Origin of the sequence: Candidatus Nesciobacter abundans, assembly GCF_008189525.1 — a bacterium.
GTDB lineage: Bacteria > Pseudomonadota > Alphaproteobacteria > CAJXXZ01 > 1604HC > Nesciobacter > Nesciobacter abundans.
The window spans coordinates 302,346-321,507 of record NZ_CP043314.1; the positions used below are offsets into that span (position 1 = coordinate 302,346).

The window sequence follows — 19,162 nt, forward strand, 5'->3', positions numbered from 1 at the left end:
ACTCACTTGAGTTCTTTATTTTGGCCATATTTCGAATTATTTTCCATATGATGGTATTTTATATTTCTATTACTCATGTTCTTATGACAAAATATATTTTATAAGAAAATCACCTTTATGAAATAAATAATTGAAAAATGCTCTTGTTAGCTCTTAATTTAAGATTGAAAGAAAAAGATTTAAAAAGGATTTAGTTTTGATAAAAATAGTATTTAGAAAATTTTCACTTTTAAAACATTTGTTTATCAGCTCTATATCTATCTTTTTACAAATAAAATATGCGTACTCTAAAAATTTAGGGTATTTATTTGCAATACATTTTTGGTATTTTATTTGTTTTGAGAATGTATCGAATTTTAAATTGAAATCTGATTTTTTTGTAGAAATATCTAAAACAGCTGTTTTTGGTGTTGTTGCATTTTTTGCTTCTAAATATTTTAATGTTTCAGTTTATTTTGCATCTTATTCAGTAATGTATTTTTATGTAAGCTATTTAGGATATAAAAGAAATAGCAAACTTATACCTGATGTAATAATTATAAGTGAAAAAATCATGCATAAATGGCCTGTATTTGCAAAATATAAAATCATAGGAGAGTTAATATTAGATTCTGATAACATAGAAAATATAAAAAATACTATAAAGAAAGCTAAGCCAAGTATAATATTATGGAATTGTAGGGCTGGAAATTATTTTGCAGATTTCCTTGGTTGGTCAATAAAAAATAATATATATATAAATTATCTTAGAAAAGATAAGCCAATACCCCCAAGTATAGAGCATTGTATGGAAGATTTCTTAGTAACCAACAAAATAGATATTACAAATAAAGAAAAAACAACAAAGAAAGTTGTGATATTTTCTCATGACATAGGTCTTCTTACAGCCCTATACAGAGAGTTTAAGAAAAACAATTTAGAATGTTTTGTTTTTTTAGATGCTAAAAGTTCTATAGCTTTTAAAATAAAGCTTTACAGGCAGTTTGGGAAACAGGTTTTAAATAAATCCATGATCAGAAAAGTAGGTGATTTTTTATTTATAGATTGCTCAGGTATAATTTCTTTCAAAGAAGAATGTAGAGATATAAAGTTACTTGAAAAAATAAAAGAAAGAATTTGTTTGGTTTCAAGAAATAAAGGAGATTTTTTCTTTTTAAGTACAAAGACATATAACTCTGAAGACTTAATCTTCAATCAATTAACATTAGCTTCAGAGAATATAGTGAAGTTTTATAATGGTAAGGTTATAAAAACTCCATATTTAGCAAATTATTCAAGGAAATTATGTAATTATGAAAAGAACAGTTATATAAATATGGACTCTGGTTGGATAACAAAGAAGTTTTTAATAAGCAGCATTTCTAATATAGTATTACATAATCATATAAAATTAATCGAATCAGAGCATTTTTTGACAAAAAAAGACATGAAATCTATCTGTAATAACTTAAAAAAAGCTTGGTTTATGTGGTCAAAACCTTTATGATTTTTTTAGGAGCTCATTATGCAAACTTACAGAAAAAAATTAGTGACTATTTCTATTGCCCTGCTTGTTTTCCCTTTGCTTTTTAATTTATTCTCGAAGCAAGATCAAAATCAAATAGCGTGGGTAGGAAATAGAAAAGTATCGAGACAAGATATTGTGTCTATGATAAGGTACTACAATTTGAGAAATGATACAAAAGAATCTATGCAAAGAAATATTTCAAATCTTATGAAGCTTTTAGTTGTAGATGAGAAGTTCAAAGAAATGAAAATTAATTTTTCCAAAAAGCATATTTTGCAATACATTTACAATAATGAGCATTTTTTTAGCAATGGAAAGTTTGATCCTGAAAAAATAGAATTAATACTGAAAGAAAGAAAAATACCTTATAAGGTTTTTCTAGATATACAAAAACTAGAAATGCAAAAGAAGATATTAGACCAAGTATCTGAACACGCAGTAAATAAAAATATTTTTAATTCTGAAAAAATAGCAGTAGATTATGTGAGCAAATTACGAGAAAAAAGAAGTGGAAGGTTTGTTTTTATACCTAAACGAAATATATTAAAAAAATCTGATTCTGAAAAAGAAAGATTAAAAGATATAGTAAAAAGGTATGCTTATTTGTTTAATGCTAAAAAAGTAAGCGTATCAAAGAATAGGAATCTTTTGCCAAAAAGGATTGCACTTATTTCTTCTGATAAAGCAAAGAATATTTATCAAAAAATGCTTTTCAAAACAAAAGTAGGAAGTATTATAGCAGAAGAGCTTAGGGATGGAACTTATCTTGTTTCTGTTGATAAATCATATGACCCAACTAAAGGAAATGATTTGTCTGCAAGAGATGAAGTGAATAAAATGAAAATTTACATAAATGATTATTTGCAAGATTTAAGCATGGAATCAATAGCAGGTGATTTATTGATTAAACATAAGGTAGAATTTTTAGCATGATTCCTGAGCATATTAGTGGAAATAAAACCTCTAAAACAAAGCGTTTTATTTATGGAAATCTGAAGACATTCAAAAAAATGATAAACAAACTAAATATATTTAAATCACCAGCTATTTTTTTTAAAAAATTAAATCTATTTTTTTTGATTTTAAGCAGTGTATCAATATCTTTACATGCAAATAAATCAATTATAGGGAAGATAGACCTTATACAAAAACAAAGTAGCGTTATTGAAAATGAAATTGAAAAAATAAACAAAGAAATAAGTGAAATAAAAACTAATGTATTAAAAGGAAATAACTATTCTGAATACCATGGAAGTGGACTGTTAAATGTTGGTAGTTTTTCAGGGATTTGGAAGTTTTTAGAAAAGATATATCAAAACTGGGTAGATATATTCCTAAATATAAAAAAATCATTAGAATTTATGATTCAGCATAAAAAAACTAGAGAAGTTTTTTATAAATCAATACAAAGCATATTTTATATAGTTCTATATAATTGTATGATTTTCGGATTCCTAAAAACAATTGTTTTTTTCATAAAGAAAAGATTAGACAGTGCGTATTTAAAAAGTATAGTAAGTATTATTCCTAAGGTGTTTTTATATTTGTCATTACTTTTTTCTATTCATATTTGGTGTGGAAACTTGCCACAAGAAACTTATTGGATGTCAAACTTAATCAAAAAAATAGTTTTCTACTTACTTGTGTTTGATCTTTTTAAGTTTAGTTTTTACGATTTGAATATATTAAATAATTACAAAATATGTAAAAAAAGCCTGGTTGTTTTCTCTAAGAATATTTTGAGTATTTTGTTGATTTATTTTATATTTGGAAGTTTGACAGAGTTTATAAAAATACCATTAATCCAAAATAAAGATTTTTTCGAAAAGGATATAATTGACAACATAAGTTTTATATTTAATATCTTCTTTACTATAATAATGATAAATTTTGTTCTTTCATTTAGAACTATAATCTCAGAACTTATATTAAGGCTTAATAAGAAAAACGTAATAAGGCAGCTTACTGGTCCTGTGGCTTTAAATCTTTTGATATTACTTATTATTTTGTTCCTATGGGTAGAATGGCACGACACTTCAAACAAGCTTACAAGAATGATTGCATCTTTTATGATTTGGCCAATAATTTACTTCTCATCTCTCTATGTAAGAGTCTCTATCTCTAAGAAAATAAGATCAATAAATTACAACCAAAGGAAATATATAATATCCTTTTATTTTGTTTTTGAAAAACTTACTAAATTTTTATTTTTTCCTGTTTCAATTTTAGCAACACTGAAAATATGGAACATACCATTTGAAGGTTTTCTGTACAGAGTAATAAATCCAAATTTTTTGCACCTTTTATATAAGATGTTTTTATTGTGGTTTTTTTCATATTTTCTATTCAAGTTTTCAAAATATGTTTTGCATTATTGGATTTTTCATAAGTCCAAAAAAGATGATTGCAAAAGGTTAAAAGTAATTTTCAAAATAACTAGCTCGATAACCTCAGGAGTTATATGGTTAGGAGCTTTTTTGTTTGGACTTTCTTTGCTCGGACTGGAGATATCTCCAATAATCCCTGCTTTAGGTTTTTTGACAGCTGGTCTTACAGTTAGTGTTTCTAGCATAATTAAAGACTTTTTAAATGGAATATTGATTCTTTTGGATAACACAATAACAGTTGGAGATATAATTCTAATTAATGGTTCTAATGCGATCATAGAAGATGTTCATTTGAGATATATGAGAGCTAGGTTAGATAATGGGACTTTAATTACAATACCTTTTCACAAAGTAGAGGAAGTATTTAATAAGAGTAGAGAGTTTATTGGTATAGTTTTAAATGTTGCAGTGACATACGAAACAGATATAAAAGAAGCTACAGCTGCTATAGAAGAAGCATTTTTTAGAGTAAGGACTTCTGCAGAATTCGAGCATAAAATAATCTTACCTATAGAAAAAAGAGGTGTTTCTGAAGTTACAGGTCTATACATGACGTTGATGTTTAAATGTAAGGCAAAAATAGGTTCTCAGTTCAAGATACATAGAGCCATGAATGAAATGATAAAAATAGTTTTTGATGAAAGAGGAATTAAGATTCCATCTTACGTTAGTTTGGATCAAATAAGCAAAGCTGCATCTACGAATACATCACCACCAGCATTATTTCATTGATTTTTTATTTTGAACGCTTTTACTGCAAGATATATGATTCTGTTTGCTGAGAATCATGATAAACTTAATGAATATAATTTGAAAAGATTACTCAACTTAACAATACTAAATTACTGAGAAGCAGTTAAGTGATCTGAAGTTCGTTTTCATTCGAGGATCTCACTTTATATTTGACATAAAATAACTTTTTTACTAAAGTCACCACATGAATATAAAACAAACACTGACATATTTAATTCTGTCAGGAAGCATGCTTGTGGGGGCAATGAATCCAATCTATGAAGACTCACTAAATAAAGGTAGACAATCTGTTTCACAACCTGAGTATGAATATCCAGGTTCTGATCAACAGCCATCTCTCACACGCAATTTAAATCCACGTAATCATACTAATAAATCAAGAACCTCTGAAGCAGAAAGTGATAGGGTTTTAGAGAGATTTGCAAAAATGCAAGTTACAGAACTTAATTCTGATCAGATGTACAAAAACGCTCAAGTAGCAAATGATTTGTTTTTCCTAAGAAGTACAAAAAACCCAGCTGCTAGAATAATTGTAGATGCAGCTAAAAAAGATATGGATGAACAAAAAATTCCTCAAGTAGATTTAACTGGTTTTTCACATAGAACTAGAATACTTATGATCAGGGAATTGCACTTATATTCCCTTAACAAATATATTTGTTTATGTAAGATGTTTAATATTGATCCATATAATAATAATGCTAATTGGGGACTAAAGTTTCTCATTATGAATCAAGATCAATCCAAGTGTGTAGTGAGTTTATTGCTATTACCTTCAGTAAATCAAGCAGGAAATGCTAAGGTGTTAGAAGAAGGAAAGTACAGTGATGTTTTTGAAAAATTAAAAGCATTACAAGAAAATAAAAAATTAAAAAAAATTATTGATGGGTTTTATAATGCAAGAAAAACCCCTGAACATCACCAAAGATTTAAGCAAGATTATGGAAATTATACAGGAGAAAGATATGCTCTGGACTTCTTGTTAGATTTTGAAGTTTCTCGTAGATTGCTTACCAGTAGTATTGGAGTTAATGGATTAATAACTTATGAAGATAAAGTTGGATATGATTCTAATCCTATTGGCGTGTGTATAAGTGAAATACTTAAATTTGAACCTGATGATTTCTGGCAAGTTTTTATGCAAACAACAAATAAAAACATAATCAAAGCAGTTAATTCTCCACAAAAAGATACATATAAAACTAGTCAAAATTCTGGGGGCAATGACAATGTATATTTATCTGAAACAAATATATTCTCAGGATATAAAAATAAATTAAGATCCAACGCAGCTAAGAAAGTACTAGAAAAAGGGTTGCAGAGTAAGTTGGAATCTGCAACAGAAATTCCTGCTGGGTCACCAGAATATTACCATCAGCAGCTTTTGGAAGCTTTTGGTGGAGCTAGTGAAAGCGAAAGTGATGAATCAGATTCAAATGGAGATCGTGTAATTTTTTCTAGGAATTACAATGAATTAGATTATGATGCAGCTATGCATATGCATCAACCAAAGAAATACAGAAAAACTACTAAAAGCTAAGATTAACTTTTACTGATACGGATGTATTTATTCCACTAAACCAATCCGGGCATACTTTTGTATTTTATGAATTACATTAATATTTGCATTTGATTAAGAAGTTTTTTTTAATTTAACCATACACTCTCAAGTTCCATGATTCCAAACACTTCAGAATTTCCTACATCCTGCGGTTATGACTCTTAATTTAACATATCCTATACAAAACCAAAGAATCAAAATATCTTAAAATTAATTAACATAGATAACTTGTTTCATGTTCATGTGAATTTAAAGCTCTCTCTATAAAGCAAATGAAAATCTCCAGAATTTAATCTCAAATTTAGAATTGTAATAAAAAGCTAATGTTAATGTAATAAGTTTATTTAACAATTTATTGTGACTTGTTTTGTTTTAGGTAATTTATTTTGATTTTTGAATAATTTTATTATAGGAGTTCATTATAAGAATTACAGAATTATATTTTTGAATGTTTCAGAATTCTTCGTATGCTTCTATGCCAAGTAAATCTAATGATTTTCTGATTATCTTCCTTGCACAAAGTATGAGCTTGAGTCTTTCATTGCTATGTAAAAATTTGCTAGATTCATTTTCTTTGCCTTCAGTCCACAAAACATGGAAATTTTCTGCAATTTTGTTTAAGTAAATCGAAATCCTGTGAACCTCTAAATTTCTACTCAGCGATTCAATTATCCTTCTCCATTCTAATATGGTTTTAGACATTTGTTTCATAGAGTTAGTGAAATCATCTATAGAATTTATTTCCCCACCCAATTCATCCAAAAGAATACTTTCTTTTATTATTTCTGAGCCACTGGTTCCATTTGTTTTACAGTTAACCTTATCTTTGTCATCATTCAAGTTGTTTTCTTCTTTGTAAAGATTTTCTTTCGAATATGTAAAATTCTTTAAAGAAGATGCGATTCTACCATAGGCATGTTGTATGTAAAAAAATGGATTGTTTGTAGAAAATTCCTTTATTTTATCTATATCTATAGAAAGATGAGAATCTAAGTTTTTGCTTAACATGCTAAATCTAAAAATATCTTTTCCGATGTTATTTACAGTTTCTCTTAAGCTCAGTGCGTTTCCAGATCTTTTAGACAGCTTAATAACTTCTTCTCCAGATTTAAAGGTAACCATCTGACATGTTTTGATTGTCAGTTTTACATCTTCAAGGCTTTTTACAGCATAAGATAGTCTTTTTGCATAGCTATCGTGATCAGCTCCTAAAATCACTATTAACCAATCGAATTTTCTTTGTATTTTATCGTAGAAATACCCTATATCGTTTGCAAAATAAGTTCTTGCTCCATCATGTTTTGTAAGAGCTCTGTCTTCATCATCTCCAAGTTTTTTGCTAGCAAATATTTGTAATTTTTGTTTGTACTCTTTTCCTTTAGAGCTTTTTTTCTCATCCAATATACCTTCATAAACTAAACCTTTAGATCTCAATATTTCTATAGCTTCTATAGCTTTTTCTTGTACAGAAGATTCTGTAACCCAAGATTGATGTTCTATTCCAACAGATAACAAATCTTTTTTTATTATTTGTAACACATCATAAATTGCTATTTTTTTGAAATGCTCTATATAATCTTTAGATAGCCATATATCACCATCATTTTTAAATATTTTCTGAGCTATATCTATTATATATTGCCCCTTATAAAGTATTTCTAAACCTTTGTTAGGATTTAAATCTGTATAATTTTTAAGCTCATCTTTATTAGATAAAGAGATTTTTTTATACTCTTCAAACACAGAGTGCGCTAGTGTTATGGTTTGTGCTCCTGCATCGTTTATATAATATTCTGTCAAGACATCATATCCTAAGAATCTTAAAACCCTTGCTAATGAATCTCCATATACAGATCTAGAGTTTCCATAATGAAGAGGGCCTGTAGGGTTTGCAGAAACATATTCCAAGTTAACATTTAATCCTTTTTTTTCTACTTCAAGAAAACTGTCATCTAAAACATTGTTCAGTCCACTTATTATGAAATTATCAGATACATTTATATTAAGAAACCCATTTTGTAACCATGCTTTTTCTATATATTTATATAGGTTTCTGTGATTATGTTCTGTTGAAGTTTTCTCATTATTAAATGTTTGTAATTCTGTATCTGATTTCTCAAGCAGTTTATTTTTTATCATTTCAAAAGAAGTATCAATACTGACTTTCATCTTTTTGCTTATTATTATTGGTGCGTTTGAAGATATGTCAGAATAATTATTGGATGGGTAAAAAATAAACTTTAGTTCATTGTCTATTTTTTTTAATTTTGATTCTAGCAACTTTTGTAATTGTAAAAAATCCATAAGAAGATAATACTTCAAAAAGCAAATACTTTATAGATTAGAAAACAGCTTATTAAATAATTTCATATGAGCTTGTCCAGTAAAATATATTGTCCTGAGGTGAATTTATTTAGATTATATAATCAAGCCTATATTTGCTAAAGTTGTTTCCATGAAGTTTTTAACTTCCATGTATCCATTTTCATTCCATCCCTCACATCTAAGTGAAACAACATTTTCTGTTTGTGATGGTCTGATAAGCCACCAACCCATAGGGTGGTTAACGATTATAGAATCATCTTTTAATTCAAAAGAATGATCTGATATAACCAAGATATTCTCTACATATTCCATGATTTCTTTCTTTTTCAAAGTTCCACATTTTATTCTTAGAGAAGGGCTGACCCATACTTTAGGGAATATTGATTTAATTTGATTTAATTTATACGGAAATATGCTCATACAATCTAAAAATCTTAAGGCTGTAAATATTCCATCATCTATGGTGAAAAAATTATCTCTAAATATGTAATGACCGCTTATCTCTCCTCCTATAGAAGAGAGATTCTTGTTCATTGCATTTGTTAAATAACAATGTCCAACCTTACTAAAGAAGCTTTCTATTTCAAATTCTTTTAACCAATCTGTTATTTTTTTACTAGATTTAGATGTCCAAACTGTAGAAATTTTTTGTCCTGATTTGATTCTTTTTACTAAACTCAAAAAGCACAAAACTTCATCCCCAGTCCATACTTCTTTTTTTTCGTCAACTATAACTAATCTATCTGCATCTCCATCGAAAGTAAAAGCTATGAAACCAGGATTTTTATCTAACTCTTCTTTTGTTTTTTCTAAAAACGAAATCTTGCTATTATCATAATCTGGTACATCTTTAGGTTCTGATCTAATGATCTTATGCTCACCTTTTAGATCTTTTACAGCCAGCTCTATAAACTCACCAGCAGCACCATGCCCACAATCCCATATTACTTTAGATTTTTCAGAAATATTAAAATTCCTTTTTATATAATTTATATAATTATCTACAAAACTTCTTTTTGTAAGTTTCCCAGATCCAGATCTAAAAGATTTGTTTACAATTCTTTCGTACATCTTTTGCAGATCATCTCCGAAAAATGAATTCCCAAATAATGAAAACTTAAATCCATTGTAATGAGCTGGGTTATGAGATGCGGTTACTGAAATAGAAGCATCGCAATCAATAAAATTATATGAAGAACTTACATAAGGAGTTGTGGTTTTTCCTAAATCAATAACATTTGCACCAGAATCTAGAAGACCTTTTATAAGCATGCTTGAAAACATAGGAGACGTCTTTCTTCTATCTTGCCCAACAGAGACAGTTTTTCCTTCTTGTTGTTGAACTATAGACCCAAAAGCAAGTCCAACTTGGTAGGCATGTTCTGCGGAAAAATCTATTCCTACCTTTCCTCTTATATCGTAATCTCCAATAACATTTCTCGGAAAAAGATTAGAAACCATAAACTCCATTCTATTTAATAAAAATCTTATGTAAAGTTTAATGTTTGTTTATGTTTTATTAAAATATCCTAACATAACACCTATTTCTGACATGCCTAGCAAATCAGATTTAAATTCACACAACCAAACCATAAATCTGGCGAATATTAAAGCTAGAATAGAAACCGTACCCAACTATTAAAAAATACATATTAAACACAAACCAAATAAATTAACCTCAAAAATTAATCGTTAATAAGTAGTTAAAGAAATATAACACAAAACAAGATTAAAAGTTACTTTATAAAAAATTTATTTCACTATATATGTGCATTCTGCACGCGTATAACATACATATATTATATAATTTTCGTATTAAAGTTTTCGCTTAACTTATTTTATATTTATTTGTAATCATGCAGTTTAAATCATTATTAACATACTAAATTAATTTCTATATTTAACTAAACTAAGTTTCTATATTTATATTACAAACAGCAACTGGATTTACTTTTAATCTCCTTATATCTATCGGATCTCCCGTTCTCATACATATGCCAAATTTGTTGGTTTCTATTCTGCTCAAAGCCATGTTTACTTGTTTTAGCATTTCCATTGCTTTGGTTTTTTCTATCACTCTTGTGTTAGATGATTTTTCGTTTAAAGCTGCATCATAAGAATCAGCAGATTTTTCAAACTCTAGTTCGTCTGTGATAATTGAGCTAAGCTCTTCTTTCATTCCTAAAAGAACTTTTCTAAAATATCTTATTTCTGAATTTTTTAAAAACATAACAATATAACTCTCTCTTTTTAGATTTTTATTACATTCCAGTTAAAAAAAATAAAATAAAAACAAGTAAAATAAAGTAAAAACACCTAAAAACTAATGTTTTTTTTAGCAAAAAGAATAATAAAATAGGTTATTTTATTTGTATTATGAAAACAATCATTTTACAGGCTATTATAATATCAACGTTTTTATCTAAATTCAGCTTGATGCTTTCTGTTTCTTTTTATCTATTCTCAGTAGTTTTATTAAGGCTTTTTAGCTATGAAATTTGGCCAAAAAATATTATAAATCTAATTTACTCTATCTCTACAGGAGTTTTGTTTGCACATATAAGCAGAAACATACTAAAAGGATTTGACTCTTATTCTTTAGGTATACTGGTTTTTTTACTTTTCTTTGCAATGAGTCAAAAAGCTGATTAGTTAAATAGAATAACGTGCAACAATCTGCTTTAGCTAGCTTTAATCTTTGTTTGTCTAATGTCTATGATGCAAGAAATCATTTTTTGTATGTCATTTTCTGGATCTTTTACTATAGAGTGAATCATAATTATTTTTTTCGAATTACCATTTTTGCTTTCAAAATTAATCGTATCAAATGCTATTGTGCCAGGAGTTAGTGTTACCCAAGTAGACAATAGCTCTGCATCGAAATCAGAAAGCATCGAAATATCAAGGTTTATGACACTTTCATAAAACTCTCCTAAAAATCCATTCTTTATAAATAAGTACAAGGATTTTACTATGAAATAGAAAAACAAGAAAAAGAATCTCGAAAAACAAAAAGTTTTACATAAAATTGCATTTTTACAAAAAATTTCATTAATTTTAAGATAGACAAAATTGCCAATTTTCCTTAACATGCTCATGTGAATAGTAATTTATATCAAATTCAAAATATTTTCAAAAGGTATGGAAAGAAAGACATATTGAAAGATGTTTCTTTTTCAATTCCAGAAAAATCAATAGTTGGTTTAGTTGGTTTAAATGGATCAGGAAAAACAACATTATCTTCAATAGTGTCTGGATTAAAGCCATGTACATCTGGAGATGTTCTTCTTAATGGAAAAACAGCTTATAAAAACATAGATGAATACAAAAGGACTATAGGACTTTGTCCTCAAAGAACTAATCTGGATAACAGGTTTACTGTAAGAGAGAACTTAATAAATGATGCAGTTTTTTTTGGCATTAGCGATGAAAGAATAAATATTAATTTAAAAAAAGTTATTAAGAAATTCAATTTAGAAAAGTATTTAGACTTTAAGCCAGCAGCTTTATCTGGCGGTTACAAACAAAGAGTTTCTATAGCAAGAGCGCTAATGCACGAAGCTTCTTTAATAATATTAGATGAACCAACTTTAGGGTTAGATCCAAATACCAGAAAAAGTCTTTGGGATGTTGTAAAAAACCTAAAAGAAGAGGGCTGTTCTGTGCTAATTACGACACATTATATGGACGAAATAGAAGGCTTAATTGACAAGCTTTGCATTCTAAGTAAGGGAAAAATATTTTTTGATGGAACTGTGGATGAACTTAAGAAAAATAAAAACAGTGATTTAGACAAAATATTTAATAAACTTGCAGAAGAGGAGTGTGAATAATGAAAATGATCTATAAACTTAAGTCATTAAGAGAAACTATTCTTAATAGAAGCGTAAGGAGTTTTATAAAATCAGAAGTATCTGTAACTATAAAAAGTTTGAAAGATGCAATAATAAACTCAGTTATATGGTCTGCCATGATTGCTGTTACATCTGGATACATATTGCAATCATTTGGTATGTCAAAAAATTATGGAGAATTCCAAGCAGCAAGTTTGATAACAAGCGCTGTAGGTTTTGAAACTTACAGAACAATATTTAGGCTTTTGAGCGATATTGAAGGTGAAAAAATAATTCTTTACTATTTTTCTCTTCCAATAAAATCAAATGTTGTGTTTTTTAGATTATGTGTAATTTTTGCACTTAACGGAGTTATAATGTCTACAGTAACTTTGTTAGTTCTAAAAGCAGTGCTATGGAATCAAATCAACATAGCTAACATAAATTTCGCACTTTTCTACTTAGTTGTGATAGTTATAGCTTCTTTATTTGCTACATTTTCTATATTTCTTACAGCTTATACCCCTAGCATGCAAAAAATTGGAAATACCTTAATGAGAGTTTTATTTCCTATATGGTTTATGGGAGGGTATCAGTTCTCGTTTGCAGCAGCAAAATCAATATCTAATGTTGTTGCTTGCATGTCTCTTGTTAGTCCATATATGTACGCAAATGAAGCAATGCGTGGAATAATCCTCAGCTCAGGAGAATTCATACCTATTTGGAAATGTTTAACAGTTCTTGTTATTATGACTGTCATTTTTTGGAAAATAGGAATTTCTAAAATAAAAAGAAGACTAGATATAATATAAGTCACATTACAATAATTATATAAATCACAAAAATCATATTGTATTAAAATATTTATTTATTCTTCTATAGATTTTGATCTTTTTTTGAAATATTTTTACTACATGATTAGTTATGTAGAAAAAGATTGGATAATAGATGGAAATGGAGATGTGGTCATCTGTTTGCACGGATATGGATCATCATCCCCTGATCTAGAATCACTAGGAACAAGAATAAAATCTGAAATTCCTAATTCCTGTGTGTTAGGAATAAATGCACCTTTGCAATTAGAGCAAGGCGGCTACAGCTGGTTCAAAATGGGCAAAAATATAAACAACTGGATATCTGGAATGAGAAATAGCTTTGATTATATTAAAGAAAGAATAAATCATCATGGAATTCTGGATAGAAAAATTATTTTTACAGGATTTTCTCAAGGAGGGATAGTTTCTGCTTACTCAGCATTCCTAGGAAAAGAATCTTTTGATAATTGTCAAAATATAGTTGGCGCTATTTCTTTATCTGGAGGGGCTTTGTTAGAAAAAAAGCCATCTCTAGAATCTAAATTTTGCATGATACATGGAACAGAAGATTCTGTAATCCCACTTCTTTGGTCTGCACAAACTATCTTTACGTTAAAATCTTGGAATATAGATCACGATTTTCATGTTATAGAAGGAATGAATCATGAAATAAATTCAGAAGCTTGTAAAAAAACAGTGCAGACCTTAAAAAAATGGATAAATGGTTAATTTAAACTAAATTTAATTGGTTTTTACTTAATTTTAATTGATTTTGTTTTGTTTTTTTTGTTTTACTTATTGCATCATTTGAAAGTAATTGTCAAAGTAATAAGGATGACCTTAGAAGAAAAAAATTCTGAAATTCATTTAGATAAGTCAGAAAGATCTATAGCAGTTATACCATTGAAAAATTCTGTCATGATACCTGGAAGTGTCTTGCCAATATTTATAGGAAGAAAAATATCTGCAAAAGCTATTGAGTACAAAAAAGGGAAAGAGGTTGTTTTTTTAACACAAAAAGATCCTTTAGTAGAATCCCCAACATTCGATGACTTATATAAAATAGGAACATTAGGAGAGATAGCTTACGTTTTTGAGCTTAGTGATGGAACTCTTAAAATTTTTGTAGAAGGAAAGAAAAGAGTAAAAATAAAAAAGGAACTAAAAACTGATCCATTTTTAGAAGCAACTTTCGAAATTTTACAAGAAGAAAAAAATGAATTTAAAAGTGAATCTATTTCAATAAGAAGTTTGATAAAATCTTTTGGGCAATATTTAAAAATAGTTGGGCAATATCCTTCAGATCTTCTTGTTTCCATATCTTCTATGAGCGATGCAGGAAGAATATCAGATATTATAACTGAAAATACATTCTTGAAACTTCATCAAAAACAAGAAATCTTAGAAGAGCTTAATTTAGAAAAAAGAGTAAATCTCATTAATCAACTAATAGAATCAGAAATAGAAGCTGTAGAATTAGAAGATAAAATAAGAAAAAGGATAAAGAAACAAGTTGCAAAAACACAAAGAGACTATATTCTTCAAGAGCAAATAAAAGCTATACAAAAAGAATTGAACTCTGGTGAAGAAAACGAAATATCTAATTATAAGAAAAAAATAAAAACTCTTAAGCTTTCTAAAGAAGCTAAGGAAAAATTAAATCAAGAAATAAAAAAGCTTAGCACAATGAGCCCACTTTCTTCAGAAGCTTCTATAGTAAGAAATTATTTAGAAGTTGTTTTAGAACTACCTTGGAATAAAAAGCAGAAATTAAATGAAAGCTTTAGAAAAGCAAAGAAAATTCTAGATAATAATCATTATGGTTTAGAAAAAATAAAAGAAATAATATTTGAATTACTTGCTTTGCAAAAAAGATCTAAAAGTGTGAAAAATTCTGTACTTTGTTTCTTAGGACCTCCAGGTGTAGGAAAAACTTCTTTAGCAAAAAACATAGCTGAAGCAATGGGCAGATCATTTGTAAGAATACCTTTAGGAGGAGTCCAAGACGAAGCTGAAATTAGGGGACACAGAAGAACTTATGTAGGAGCAATGCCTGGAAAAATCATTCAAGGATTAAAGAAAGCAAATTTTTCAAATCCATTAGTATTATTAGATGAAATAGGAAGCATAAATTACAGTTATAGAGGAGATCCTGCCTCTGCATTGCTAGAAGTTCTAGATCCAGAGCAGAACTCTCATTTCCAAGATCATTATTTAGAACTAGAGTACGATCTTTCTGATTGCATGTTTATAGCAACTGCAAATGAGCTTAACTTACCTCCAGCTCTTTTAGATAGACTTGATGTAATAAACCTAAGTGGATATACAGAACAAGAAAAAGTGAAAATAGCTGAGAAACATTTAATACCTAAGCAAAAAGAACTTCATCACCTAAAAAACGATGAAATTACTTTTTCTGAAGGATCAATAGAAGAAGTAATTAGGAAACACACAAGAGAAGCTGGAGTAAGAAACTTAGATAGAGAGATAGCAAAAATTTCTAGAAAAGTTTTGAAGAAAATAGAAAGTGAAAGCATAAATTCTATAGAAATTCACAAAGAAAATGTAAAAGATTTCTGCGGAATAGAGAAATACTCATCTGATGCAGCTGAATTAGTTGACAGAACTGGAGTAACAACTGGAATGGGTTGGACTCCTATGGGTGGAGATATAATGTATGTAGAGGCTACAATTTACAAAGGTTCTGGAAAAATAGTCACTACAGGTAAGTTGGGTGATGTTATGAAAGAATCCATACAAATTGCATTAAGCCTCTTAAAATCCAAAGCAGAAGAATTTAAAATAGATCAAGATCTTTTGAAGAATTCTGATATACATGTTCATTTTCCAGAAGGAGCAATTTCTAAAGATGGACCTTCTGCTGGTATAACTACATGCTGCTCTATTTTGTCTGCTTTAACTTCTAAGAAAATCAAAAGCAATCTTGCCATGACAGGAGAAATCAGCTTAAGAGGAAGGTTGCTTAAAATTGGAGGAGTTAGAGAAAAAGTATTGGCTGCTCATAGAAGTGGAATAAGAAATATAATTCTTCCTGAAGAAAATAAATGTAGCGTAGAAGAGATTCCTGAAAATGTTAGAAAAACACTTAACATAATGCTTTGTGACAAAGTAGAAGAAGTTTTAGAGTATGCAATTGTTTAAAGTATGTTATTTAGATGCTGGCATATGAAACTATTTTTTTAATAGATTTATGAAGCAAATTTATGAAGCTTTAATTTTAAAACTTTAATAATAATGATCAAATTATATATTTAAAAAATAATTACAGAATCAAGAACAATACAAAAAAATAAACTAAGCAACAATCTGGGAGATATTTTGAAAAATTTGAACGAGAAAAACATACATATAGAACAAAATGCAAAAAAGAGCACAGCAAGAAATGAAAAAAAACCTGAAATAAAGCTTTTTAACACCGCTTCTAAGTCAAAAGAAATTTTCAACCCTATATCTAAAAAGAATGTAAAAATTTATGCATGTGGACCTACTGTATATAGATCTCCACATGTAGGAAATGCTAGATCATTTGTTGTTTTTGACTGCTTATTCAGATTAATGAAGTTTTATTATCCTAAAGTGTCATATGTAAGAAATGTCACAGATATAGATGATAAAATTATTATTGAAGCAAAAAAGCTAAATATAGAATTTAAAGATCTAACAAAAAATGTATTTAAGAATTTCAAAAAAGACTGCGCAGATTTGAATGTTTTAGATCCTACTCATGAGCCATTTGCAACTAATTTTATTGATAAAATAATAGAAGATATAGAAATATTGATAAAAAATGGATTTGCTTACGTTTCTGATGATAATCTTGAGTTAAATTCTAATGGAAGTGAGAATACACAAGGTAATTCTTTAGAGTATAAAACAGAGCACAGTTCTAAAAACAAAAATGAGAATAAAGATGAATCAAACGATCAAAATGCTTTTATAAAATCTCAAGATTTATGTAAAAGTTCATCTATTGATCTGAAATCACAGCATGTGTTTTTTGAAATTTCAAAATATGAAGAATACTTAAAATTTTCTGGAAAATCTGATCTTTTGTCTGGGGCAAGAATCGAGAAAAATGATTTAAAAAAATCCGATCAAGATTTTGTGTTATGGAAGCCAAGTGAAGATGTTTACTGGGAAAGTCCTTGGGGAAGAGGTCGTCCAGGCTGGCACATAGAGTGTACAACCATGAGCAAGTCAATATTAGGATTTCCATTTGATATACACTGTGGAGGTCAGGATCTAATTTTCCCTCATCATACAAATGAAATAGCTCAAACATGGGGAATGTGTCAGAAAAAATGTGCAAATTATTGGATACATAATAATTTTGTAAATATGAATAATGAAAAAATGTCTAAAAGTATAGGAAACACACTTTTGCTAAAAGATGTTCTAGAAAATCACAACCCAATGGTAGTAAGGCTATTCTTACTTATGGCTCATTATAGACATCCTATGAATTGGACTGAGTCAGGATTGGATGAAGCATCAAATATTTATAAAAAATGGAGCAAAAAACTAATAGGAATACAGCCAGGAAACCCTACTGAAGAGTTTATAGAAATAATTTCAGATGATTTGAATACTACAACTGCTATAAAAAAAATATCAAAAGACTTAAAAAGCTTACAAAACGAAATCAACAAATCAGGTTTAAATGATCAGAAAGAAATAGACAGCGCAAGAAGAACAGAAAGTAACTATGTTAGTGAGAAGTTATGTAGAATAGCAGCTAACTGCAGTTTAATAGGAATAATATTCGAGGCAAACGATCAAATACTAACTGAAGAAATAGAAATTCTTATAGAAAAAAGAAAAATGTTTAAAAAAGAAAAAATGTACGCAAAAGCTGATGAAATAAGGGATAAATTAAAAGAAAATGGAATTTCTATTAAAGACACAAAAAATGGAACAGAATGGGAAAAGGATTAAATTGAATTAAGTGTACAAAAGATTATACTAAGCATAAAAGAAATGTTATATGAGAAGGAAGTCATAAAAGAAAGTAAAATTATGAATAAAAAATTAAATTTAAATAGGAAATTAGAAAAATGATTTATGACATATATTCAGATATATTTGGATTGATAAATAAAAATAAATTGATATTTATTTACTCAGAGGAAGATTCCTTATCTGCAAGTTTTTTTGATGAATTTATTGGTCAGAATGTAGAATTTGACCAGTTTTCAGAAAACATAATGCTAAGCTTAGGTTTAATACAAAACCCACCTGTAAAAATCAAAACTACTTTAGCAAATGCAAAAAAAATTCTTAAGCTAAATGTAGGAAATTGGAAAAGGGAATGTATAGTTTGTGTAGATAAAAAAATAGAAATAAAGAAAAGTGAAAAAAATTATTCTGACATAGCAGTTGTTGATTGTAAAATCATGAATAAAACTAAATTCATTAATTTCTACTCTTCTCTATTTGGATATAAGTTTGATGATGTAAAAGATGTTCTTTGGGTAGAAAACTTATATGATCTACATTACGCAAATAAAATTAACCTTATAGACAAAAGCTTGCTAAAAACTCTTAACACAGAAGAGAAAAAAACGTTCTCTAGTCTGAACTCAAAAGATTTAGAGTCAAGAATGAGGTTGTGGCAAAATGTAGATAGTCCTTGGTCTTGGATTAGATTTTTACAATATCACTATAGAATGAGAGGTAAAAGCGCTCTATATGCAGATGCATTACATCTAGAAACCTGGGCCAGAGAGACAACTCCTAATGATGAAGTTTTTATATGGATGTGCAGACAACTAATGGAGAGAGAAGAGTAATTAGTCAAAGAGTTAGTCATAGATATTCAATAGTTAATCAAAGATTTATTTTTCACAAAATAATTATTAAGTATAAATTTATTGAATATTTGTAAATTGATCACACTAAGTATTATTTTATATTTTAAGTGTTATTTTATATTTTTTGAATCTACATTTAATATCACATTT

The 19,162-nt window shown here is 28.2% G+C and carries 15 protein-coding genes; 11 read left to right on the plus strand and 4 right to left on the minus strand.

Annotated features, from left to right (window positions below; translation table 11 throughout):
* The first annotated feature begins 196 nt into the window (after window positions 1–196).
* The 4 genes from FZC36_RS01385 to FZC36_RS01400 all read left to right on the plus strand — a co-directional run bounded on the left by FZC36_RS01385 (window position 197) and on the right by FZC36_RS01400 (window position 6,187).
* On the plus strand, window positions 197–1,486 hold the full coding sequence (locus FZC36_RS01385; protein WP_148972209.1) for a hypothetical protein: 1,290 nt from the start codon (window positions 197–199) through the stop codon (window positions 1,484–1,486).
* Window positions 1,487–1,504: 18 nt separating this feature from the next.
* A complete protein-coding gene (locus FZC36_RS01390; RefSeq protein WP_148972210.1) occupies window positions 1,505–2,440 on the plus strand; it encodes a SurA N-terminal domain-containing protein in 936 nt (311 codons plus the stop codon).
* Window positions 2,441–2,583: 143 nt separating this feature from the next.
* Window positions 2,584–4,626 (plus strand): mechanosensitive ion channel family protein, encoded by a 2,043-nt coding sequence (locus FZC36_RS01395; protein ID WP_187440134.1) that lies wholly within the window; start codon window positions 2,584–2,586, stop codon window positions 4,624–4,626.
* Between the two features lie 205 nt (window positions 4,627–4,831).
* Window positions 4,832–6,187, plus strand: a complete 1,356-nt coding sequence (locus tag FZC36_RS01400) for a hypothetical protein (RefSeq protein WP_148972212.1) — start codon at window positions 4,832–4,834, stop codon at window positions 6,185–6,187.
* Between the two features lie 474 nt (window positions 6,188–6,661).
* On the opposite strand, the gene argS is transcribed toward FZC36_RS01400, so the two are convergent.
* From argS to FZC36_RS01415, 3 genes are all read right to left on the minus strand, one after another.
* Window positions 6,662–8,512 (minus strand): arginine--tRNA ligase domain-containing protein, encoded by a 1,851-nt coding sequence (gene argS / locus FZC36_RS01405; RefSeq protein ID WP_148972213.1) that lies wholly within the window; start codon window positions 8,510–8,512, stop codon window positions 6,662–6,664.
* Between the two features lie 114 nt (window positions 8,513–8,626).
* Window positions 8,627–9,994 (minus strand): phosphohexomutase domain-containing protein, encoded by a 1,368-nt coding sequence (locus FZC36_RS01410; protein WP_187440075.1) that lies wholly within the window; start codon window positions 9,992–9,994, stop codon window positions 8,627–8,629.
* 448 nt (window positions 9,995–10,442) lie between these two features.
* The gene (locus FZC36_RS01415) at window positions 10,443–10,763 is read right to left on the minus strand and encodes a TraR/DksA family transcriptional regulator (protein ID WP_148972215.1); all 321 of its coding nucleotides are present in this window, start codon (window positions 10,761–10,763) and stop codon (window positions 10,443–10,445) included.
* A gap of 146 nt (window positions 10,764–10,909) precedes the next feature.
* Between FZC36_RS01415 and FZC36_RS01420 the strand changes: the two genes are divergently transcribed.
* A complete protein-coding gene (locus FZC36_RS01420) occupies window positions 10,910–11,185 on the plus strand; it encodes a hypothetical protein (protein WP_148972216.1) in 276 nt (91 codons plus the stop codon).
* Window positions 11,186–11,214: 29 nt separating this feature from the next.
* On the opposite strand, the gene FZC36_RS01425 is transcribed toward FZC36_RS01420, so the two are convergent.
* Window positions 11,215–11,496: a Na+/H+ antiporter subunit E gene (locus FZC36_RS01425; RefSeq protein ID WP_246119862.1), complete on the minus strand. Its 282-nt coding sequence runs from the start codon at window positions 11,494–11,496 to the stop codon at window positions 11,215–11,217.
* A 135-nt stretch (window positions 11,497–11,631) separates the two neighbouring features.
* Here FZC36_RS01425 and FZC36_RS01430 point away from each other — a divergent pair, with 135 nt between their 5' ends.
* From FZC36_RS01430 to FZC36_RS01455, 6 genes are all read left to right on the plus strand, one after another.
* Window positions 11,632–12,366: an ABC transporter ATP-binding protein gene (locus tag FZC36_RS01430; protein WP_148972218.1), complete on the plus strand. Its 735-nt coding sequence runs from the start codon at window positions 11,632–11,634 to the stop codon at window positions 12,364–12,366.
* Entirely contained in the window at window positions 12,366–13,178 is an 813-nt protein-coding gene (locus FZC36_RS01435; RefSeq protein WP_187440077.1) for an ABC transporter permease, read from the plus strand. The genes FZC36_RS01430 and FZC36_RS01435 overlap by 1 nt, the downstream gene beginning before the upstream one ends.
* A gap of 102 nt (window positions 13,179–13,280) precedes the next feature.
* A complete protein-coding gene (locus FZC36_RS01440) occupies window positions 13,281–13,910 on the plus strand; it encodes an alpha/beta hydrolase (protein WP_148972220.1) in 630 nt (209 codons plus the stop codon).
* A 105-nt stretch (window positions 13,911–14,015) separates the two neighbouring features.
* A complete protein-coding gene (lon, locus tag FZC36_RS01445; RefSeq protein WP_148972221.1) occupies window positions 14,016–16,343 on the plus strand; it encodes an endopeptidase La in 2,328 nt (775 codons plus the stop codon).
* 177 nt (window positions 16,344–16,520) lie between these two features.
* The gene (locus FZC36_RS01450) at window positions 16,521–18,137 is read left to right on the plus strand and encodes a cysteine--tRNA ligase (RefSeq protein WP_187440078.1); all 1,617 of its coding nucleotides are present in this window, start codon (window positions 16,521–16,523) and stop codon (window positions 18,135–18,137) included.
* A 119-nt stretch (window positions 18,138–18,256) separates the two neighbouring features.
* Entirely contained in the window at window positions 18,257–18,991 is a 735-nt protein-coding gene (locus tag FZC36_RS01455) for a hypothetical protein (protein WP_148972223.1), read from the plus strand.
* The last annotated feature ends 171 nt before the right edge of the window (window positions 18,992–19,162 follow it).

Excerpts from the sequence above, each read along its gene's own strand:
- argS (WP_148972213.1), bottom strand. The coding sequence starts at position 8,512 with ATGGATTTTTTACAATTACAAAAGTTGCTAGAATCAAAATTAAAAAAA.
- FZC36_RS01390 (WP_148972210.1), top strand. The coding sequence starts at position 1,505 with ATGCAAACTTACAGAAAAAAATTAGTGACTATTTCTATTGCCCTGCTT.
- FZC36_RS01420 (WP_148972216.1), top strand. The coding sequence starts at position 10,910 with ATGAAAACAATCATTTTACAGGCTATTATAATATCAACGTTTTTATCT.
- FZC36_RS01400 (WP_148972212.1), top strand. The coding sequence starts at position 4,832 with ATGAATATAAAACAAACACTGACATATTTAATTCTGTCAGGAAGCATG.
- FZC36_RS01455 (WP_148972223.1), top strand. The coding sequence starts at position 18,257 with ATGATTTATGACATATATTCAGATATATTTGGATTGATAAATAAAAAT.
- FZC36_RS01410 (WP_187440075.1), bottom strand. The coding sequence starts at position 9,994 with ATGGTTTCTAATCTTTTTCCGAGAAATGTTATTGGAGATTACGATATA.
- FZC36_RS01415 (WP_148972215.1), bottom strand. The coding sequence starts at position 10,763 with ATGTTTTTAAAAAATTCAGAAATAAGATATTTTAGAAAAGTTCTTTTA.
- FZC36_RS01435 (WP_187440077.1), top strand. The coding sequence starts at position 12,366 with ATGAAAATGATCTATAAACTTAAGTCATTAAGAGAAACTATTCTTAAT.
- FZC36_RS01440 (WP_148972220.1), top strand. The coding sequence starts at position 13,281 with ATGATTAGTTATGTAGAAAAAGATTGGATAATAGATGGAAATGGAGAT.
- lon (WP_148972221.1), top strand. The coding sequence starts at position 14,016 with ATGACCTTAGAAGAAAAAAATTCTGAAATTCATTTAGATAAGTCAGAA.